This is a genomic window from Bacillus sp. 7884-1, from assembly GCF_002272245.1.
Lineage (GTDB): Bacteria > Bacillota > Bacilli > Bacillales > Cytobacillaceae > Neobacillus.
The window spans coordinates 1-6,804 of record NZ_NPDD01000271.1 but is presented as its reverse complement, the minus strand read 5'-3'; the positions used below and the strand labels follow the sequence as shown (position 1 = coordinate 6,804).

Annotated in this window: 6 protein-coding genes and 1 pseudogene; 1 reads left to right on the top strand and 6 read right to left on the bottom strand. The window is 39.6% G+C overall.

Going from position 1 to position 6,804, the window contains the following annotated elements; genetic code table 11:
* Positions 1-34 precede the first annotated feature (34 nt).
* The 3 genes and pseudogenes from CHI06_RS30125 to CHI06_RS29525 all read right to left on the bottom strand — a co-directional run.
* A complete protein-coding gene (locus CHI06_RS30125) occupies positions 35-313 on the bottom strand; it encodes a hypothetical protein (RefSeq protein WP_095251810.1) in 279 nt (92 codons plus the stop codon).
* Between the two features lie 54 nt (positions 314-367).
* Positions 368-703 (bottom strand): DUF4304 domain-containing protein, encoded by a 336-nt coding sequence (locus CHI06_RS27425; RefSeq protein WP_095251809.1) that lies wholly within the window; start codon positions 701-703, stop codon positions 368-370.
* 104 nt (positions 704-807) lie between these two features.
* A pseudogene (locus CHI06_RS29525) lies at positions 808-876 on the bottom strand (VOC family protein); the annotation flags it as partial.
* Positions 877-1,590: 714 nt separating this feature from the next.
* On the opposite strand from CHI06_RS29525, the gene CHI06_RS27420 reads away from it, so the two are divergent.
* On the top strand, positions 1,591-5,724 hold the full coding sequence (locus CHI06_RS27420) for a S8 family serine peptidase (protein ID WP_095251808.1): 4,134 nt from the start codon (positions 1,591-1,593) through the stop codon (positions 5,722-5,724).
* A 59-nt stretch (positions 5,725-5,783) separates the two neighbouring features.
* On the opposite strand, the gene CHI06_RS27415 is transcribed toward CHI06_RS27420, so the two are convergent.
* The 3 genes from CHI06_RS27415 to CHI06_RS30120 form a co-directional block, all read right to left on the bottom strand.
* Positions 5,784-6,065, bottom strand: coding sequence for an LIM domain-containing protein (locus CHI06_RS27415; protein WP_095251807.1), 282 nt, complete (start codon positions 6,063-6,065; stop codon positions 5,784-5,786).
* Between the two features lie 2 nt (positions 6,066-6,067).
* Entirely contained in the window at positions 6,068-6,268 is a 201-nt protein-coding gene (locus CHI06_RS27410) for a hypothetical protein (RefSeq protein ID WP_095251806.1), read from the bottom strand.
* Between the two features lie 251 nt (positions 6,269-6,519).
* Positions 6,520-6,687 (bottom strand): hypothetical protein, encoded by a 168-nt coding sequence (locus tag CHI06_RS30120; protein ID WP_179292806.1) that lies wholly within the window; start codon positions 6,685-6,687, stop codon positions 6,520-6,522.
* Positions 6,688-6,804: the final 117 nt, after the last annotated feature.

The following is a 6,804-nucleotide window of genomic DNA, read 5'->3' as shown; positions in this document are numbered from 1 at the left end:
AATCAACAATTTTCTACTCCTATGACTAATTATATTAATTCTTATCCTTAAAAATAATCTTAGCTAAGACTGAACCAGCTATTGATATTACTCCAGCAAAAATGCCAGCGTATAGCCGATGTTCCCAATTAATTAGAGAGCTTGAAACAGTAAGTACTGTTGCTATAAAAAACGAGGTGAATAATATTTGCGGTAAATTCAACTTCATGCTTCTCTCTCCCCCATTACAAAGTATACCTTTTATTAATGAAGTTCCTTTCTGAACGGCTATAATCCTTCTTATATTTAAACTAACCTGCCCCTTTAGCACCAAAAGAAAAAGCCACCTATATAGCCGGTGGACCTTTAACCTTGCCCCATTTAAGATTTATTTAATTTTAAGGTATTGTTTCGTAACAAGTGTAGTCTGAAATAAGAGAACAGGCTCCTCTAAAATTAGATTTTTTAATGCCTCAATGCTTGTTATAGGAGAGACATAATATTTGATGTTTCTCTCTAATTTCTTAATAAGTTTGTCATTTTGCACTTTATTAAAATCAACAATGTCAGTCTTTTTTTCATTCAGATCAAAGTCAAATCTCAAACGAATATTTCCATCTGTGTATATAGGGTTTGCCTTTTCATTTAAGTCTTTAATTATGTATCCCAGATTAAAATAATAACTTGATGAGTAGCTTGATTTTTGTAACCCAAGTACAACCATTATTTCTTTACTTTCTTAATAATAATAGCTACCTCTTTTTTGCATTCCGTTAGAAATAACTATTTCATCTACAATTTTTTTAAACTCAGCAGTCTCCATTAGGATTCTGGCTTTGAGGCCCTTGCTAATAAGATCGAAGTGCCAATTGAACCAGGTGGTGCAACGACTACCCATCACTTACTGAAATTTTGTTTGACACATGCAATGATTAAAGTATTAATACATAAAGTACTTCACCCTAAATCCTCCTAACACTAATTGATTTTTAGAATTTCCCTTAATTGTAATCTACATTCAGAGTAAAGCAGCATTCATAGACAGTTAGTTCTATTAATCACGAATGGTGTTTTTGGTACAAATGTCCTAGTTAAACTTCTATTCCTCGAAACGAGTCCCTAGTACTATCTATCGATTTGATTCTATTAAAATCGTAAGAATTGATAGAATGGTTTTAATTTTCAGTCTTTTCCCCAAGGTTAAAATGTATTGCATTCATAACTTGATAATTTATTACAAAATTTCACCCATCCACCTTTGAAAATATGCTATTTTCCACAGGTTTTCGTGCTTTATTGACACGTACTTAAAATATTTTTTAGTTGAATGGGTCAATGGAACCACATGGAAATCCCCCAATTTACACTGTTCTAAGGTGTAGGTATAATACGAATTGTTATAATTTTCAGACAGAAGGTAAAGGGATGTGATTTAGAAGAAATAATATTCTCGGGCAAGATGGCTCTAATGCCAAATTGAAAAATGTAGGAGGAATTTTATTAAAATCAAAATTGTTAAAGCGCACTTTCTCAGTTCTATCGCTTTTTACGCTTATGCTACAATAATTTCGTTACGATCTTTACAAATTCTTAGCAAGAAAGAGGGAGTCTATGAAAGAGAGAAAATATCGTTGGTATAGCAAAACATCGAAAACTTCAACTGCCATTGCTTTATCATTGGGTTTACTTTTCCCCTCCGTCCAGTTTGGGATCGGACCTGTTTCGGGTGCAACTGGTAAATCAGCAGAACAAATCTTAGCATCGCTCACCCCAGAACAACAAGCGGCCTTAAACCAACTCGAGATGACAGAAAACTATGGCTTGCAGGGATTTTCAGATGAAGATCTGAAATCAGACAAAGACATTTCTGTTATCGTACAATTTAAGTCCAAGCCAGGAAAAGTAGCTGTATTAGAGGCCGCTCTGAAAGGCAAAAAAGTAACCAAACAAGAAGCCAACGAACAGGTAGATCAAGAACATTCCACATTCCAAAGTGATCTGGAAAAAATCTTACCTGCTGCCACTTCTTCTTCAGAAGTCAAAAGTGCAGAATCTTATAAAATCACCCGTTCCTACAAAACTTCTTATAACGGGGTGGCTCTTACCCTTACTGCGAACCAAGTAGAGACGTTGATGAAATCGGAAGTGGTCCAATCCGTACACAAAAATATCACCTTTACGGTAGAGCCCCCTTCCATCGCACAGGAAGAATCTAATAACGCTTCGACGCAAGCGGCTAGTGTTCCATTTGTAGGAGTAGACAAGCTTCATGCGGAAGGAATCACAGGGAAAGGCGTAAAAGTAGGGGTCATCGATACAGGGGTCGACTACAATCATCCTGATCTAAAAGATGCCTACAAAGGTGGCTATGACTTTGTCGATAATGACAACGATCCGATGGAAACCACCTACGCCGATTGGAAAAAGTCAGATTACCCGGAATTCAATGGCTCCTCCTACTACACGGAGCATGGGACTCACGTATCTGGAATCATCGTCGGTCAAGCTAAAAACGATAGTGAAGTCTCTGTCAAAGGAGTCGCTCCAGATGCTGACCTCTATGTGTACCGTGTCCTTGGACCATATGGTAGCGGTACTTCGGAAGCCGTAATGGCGGGGATCGACCGAGCCGTTGCCGATGGCATGGATGTCATTAACCTTTCCTTGGGAACAGGAATTAACGATCCATACGAACCAACGAGTACAGCCGTGAACTATGCGGTATTAAGTGATGTCACTGCCGTGGTGGCTGCGGGTAACACAGGACTTAACTCTTACACTCTCGGCTCTCCTGGAGCTGCTGCACTCGCTCTCACCGTTGGAGCCAGTGATGTATCCATTTCTCATTCGTCCATGAAAGGGGCGATCGGAACACTCAGTGGGCTGGAACTGCGTAACATGGCAAAATCCTTCACTGATAACCTATCTACTCTAGAAGGGAAAAGTTTAGATCTAGTAAACGTAGGTCTTGGTGGTAACGCGAATTACACGGGCAAAGATGTGAATGGCAAAATCGCTTTCGTTGCTCGGGGTACATATTCATTTGCAGATAAATTGAAGTTTGCGAAAGAACATGGCGCGGCGGCTGTCTTAATGTATAACAACGAACCTGGCCATATTCCTGCTTACTTCGGAGAAAATCAAAACTTTATTCCTACTTTCTCTCTTACTCAAGAGGATGGACTCAAGGTGAAGGAGCAACTAACTGCAGGAAATAAATCCTTCACATTTAGTAATTTAACTGTAACCAAAACACAAGGGGACACCCTAGCTGACTTCAGTTCTCGTGGACCAGCCAAAATAACCTATGACATCAAGCCAGAAGTCACCGCTCCTGGAGTCAGTGTGTTGTCTTCTGTACCCGCTTACATCGGGAACCATGACGCACCAACCGATTACAAAGATGCGTATGCTAGTCTCTCAGGTACTTCCATGGCAACGCCAAATGCGGCTGGTGTAGCAGCACTCTTATTACAAGTCAATCCAACGTTACAGCCTGAAGATGTAAAAACAATCATGATGAACACCGCTGATCCACTGAATGGTTCCTACAGTGTATTTGAAGTGGGAGCAGGACGCGTGGATCCTTATCAAGCCGTCCATACGGGGATGAAGATTCAAGTACAGGATACGACCCTAGTTCCTAACGCTGATGTAATCACTACTATCAAAGAAAAAACAGGTGGCATTGCGTTTGGCACTCATTATGCAGGTGAAGATCTTAGCGTTACCAAAAAGTTGAAATTTCAAAACCTAACTGATAAAGTAAAGAATTTCAATTTGAACGTTCAGTTTCAAGCGGTGAAAGGTAGCCTAGATGCCGTAGCCAACCAGGTACAAGTGAAATTCCACCCAACCTTAACAGTGGATCCAGCTTCTACCGAAAGTCTACATGTTACCATCGAAGTACCTAAAGCTGCTGCTGAAGGAATTTACGAAGGTTACCTCTTAGTGACCAGCCAAGAGGATCAAACCGAGCAATATCGGATTCCATTTAGTGTTCGTACAGCGGAAGACAACTTCAAAACACTGGATATCGGAGGTAGTAATATATTTAGACCAGCCTACTATCGCTATGATTACTATCGCGAATTTAATAGAAATTATATGGTAACTTCGGTAATGAACTTGAAAACACCGATGAAAACCATGGACATGATCTTAGTAGACCGGAAATCGGGGCAAGAGCTTGGTTTCGTTGGACGACACAATCTGGTTGGAAGAAACGTCGATACAAACTATTATCTAGTTATGTTTAATGGAAACTACTATCCGTTTACAGCCGATGGAATCTCTACAGAAACAGCACAAGCAAAACCGGGGCAATACCAACTGAAAACGATTACGACTACTGAGGCTGACAAAGTTCTTACCAAATCCTTCGATCTAATAGTAGATATTGATCTACCTACTTTTACAAGCTCATTGGATCAAGAGTCTCCGATCCTTGAGTACAAACCAGGTCAAACTACTTATCCATTTGAAGTGCAAATCTATGACAAAGAAATTGAAGCGGCAAAACAAGCAGGGATGGCAGTCGACCAATCCAAAAACTGGCTCAGGCTGTACTTCAACAGTCCATACCCTTCCAACCCTGTCCGTATGGACACAGCGGGAAAATGGAAAGAAGAAATACCGATGAATGAAAAAATTCCGGTCCTAAGCTTTAAGATGGATGGATTTGATGGAGGTGGGAACATAGGTGGAAGGAAAGCCTACTACTTTGTTAAAGAAGGTACTCCATTTGCTTATGGAACCAGTAAACAAAAATCGATCGCATTAGGGGAAACGATTACCACTACCCTCACACTGGACAATGTACAAAAATTAAAGTCAGCCACTTGGAATTTGTTAGACTATGACAATTATGGTCCTAAATTTGGCACTCAACTAGAAGTGGTTGAGGCAAAACCCAATGCAGCATTAAGTGAGTTTGGTGAAGGAACAGTAACCGTTACCTATACGAATGGAAAACCATCGATCAAACTAGATGTAGCGTCTACGAAAGAAGTTTCTGGCAAAATCCCTGCTGTAGACGTAACTATTAAGGTGAAAGATACTGCTTACACTACATTCGCAGGATTTAATGCAAAGGTTTCTTATGTGAATGAAGCGGGCACATCAACCAATCTCTTCTTTGCACCATTTTCTTGGAACGTCGCCCCTACGTTCTCTGAAGCATTTGGCCCACTTACAGCAGAAGGTTTTAGAAAGTATGCATCTGGTCAAGTTATTGTCTGGAATCAAAAAGATTGGGTTCAAGCTGGGGTTAAAGTAATCTTTTCCGATGCTATGGGTAAAGTCTACGATGCAACTATAAATAGCAAATACCAAGAGTTCCTTGTGACTAAGCTTCCGTTAACCGATCAACTATTTACCAAAGAAGTACACCTACCCGGGCACTTTATTACGATACAAAAAAATCAAAAAGTTGGCTTCTTACGCAACGGTGTGTGGTATGGGCAATATATGTACATTGACAACAAAGAAGCAGTAGCAGGTGATGTAAACCAAGACCAAGTAATCGACATTAACGATGCACTGGCGATTCAAGAAGCTTGGGGCACAAATAAACGCGAAGCAGATATTAACTTTGATGGTATTGTTAATGCAACAGACATCGGATTTGTCAAAACCAACTACTTAAAAGTAAATCCAGATGTAGAAAACACGCCAAAACCTGCAGATAATGTGAAGAGTAAAAGATTAGATGATATTTTAAGAGAACTTGGAGTTACACCTTAATTCAATTTGCCTTGGGAGTCCTGATCAGATCAGGACTCTTTTTTTTATCATTTTAGCTCTTATTTGGACTGATAGCATGGTCCACAATAAATTCTGCCATAGGATTCAAACGTTTCATTAGTCTCTAAACGTTGACCGCAATCTGAACAACTCTCCCTATACACATTTGGGTCATATGTATAGGCAGAAATATAACACATGAGCATTTCTTCTAATCCACGCTCCATACTGTTATGTCTGGCAATCATAAACGGAGTCGTATCTCCATTTTGTCGTTGGCGATCCATCCACCATCTTACTTGCTCATGAATGAATTGTGGCTCTGTACCTACATCCGACATCACTATATAGTCATATTTTTCAATATTCCCCCGGAAGTGGTCCTCAAGTAAATGAGAGCTCTGGGTTCCGCCGCCAAAGGATAAAACACGGTAAATTCTCGTTCTCCCTCACTTCTGGCCGTTTCAAGTAACTCTTCTTTTGATTTCATGATACCGTTGATATATTTCCTATGCTGACGGTAATCGTTTTCTGGTCGTTGCATATCGTCACACCTTAAATAAGATGTCGTGATGAAATGTCATGAACTTAACTACGCTAAACATAAATGGGTTTGATGCATTTCTTTTCCTACAATAAAGCCTTGATTAATCAACTCTTCAAAAATCGCTTCGAGAACATCTACCACAATGCTATTTCCAGGCAGTTTGTATAACGACTGTCGATTATCGATTTATGCGACTTTCTCATAATCTTCTGAAGTAAAACCCATGAGTAGCCAGTGTTCTTTTGGACTTAGACGACGAATAATCCCATTTTAATAAACCGCATGAGTGGCAAACATTGAACCACTTGATCTCCTACTCGCCCACTTCTGGTAGTGGAATTGGGTCTTTCTACATTAATGGAATCAAACTCTTTTACCTCTTTAAAGCCACGGGAATTGTTTTCACGAACATACAATCTCCCATCTCTCTCAAAAACATTGGATATTTGCCCTTTTAAAGAATAAAACAACTTTCCAAGATATAGCTTAAAACCTATATCTAACTAAATTACACAAAACCTTCCAAAATTAGG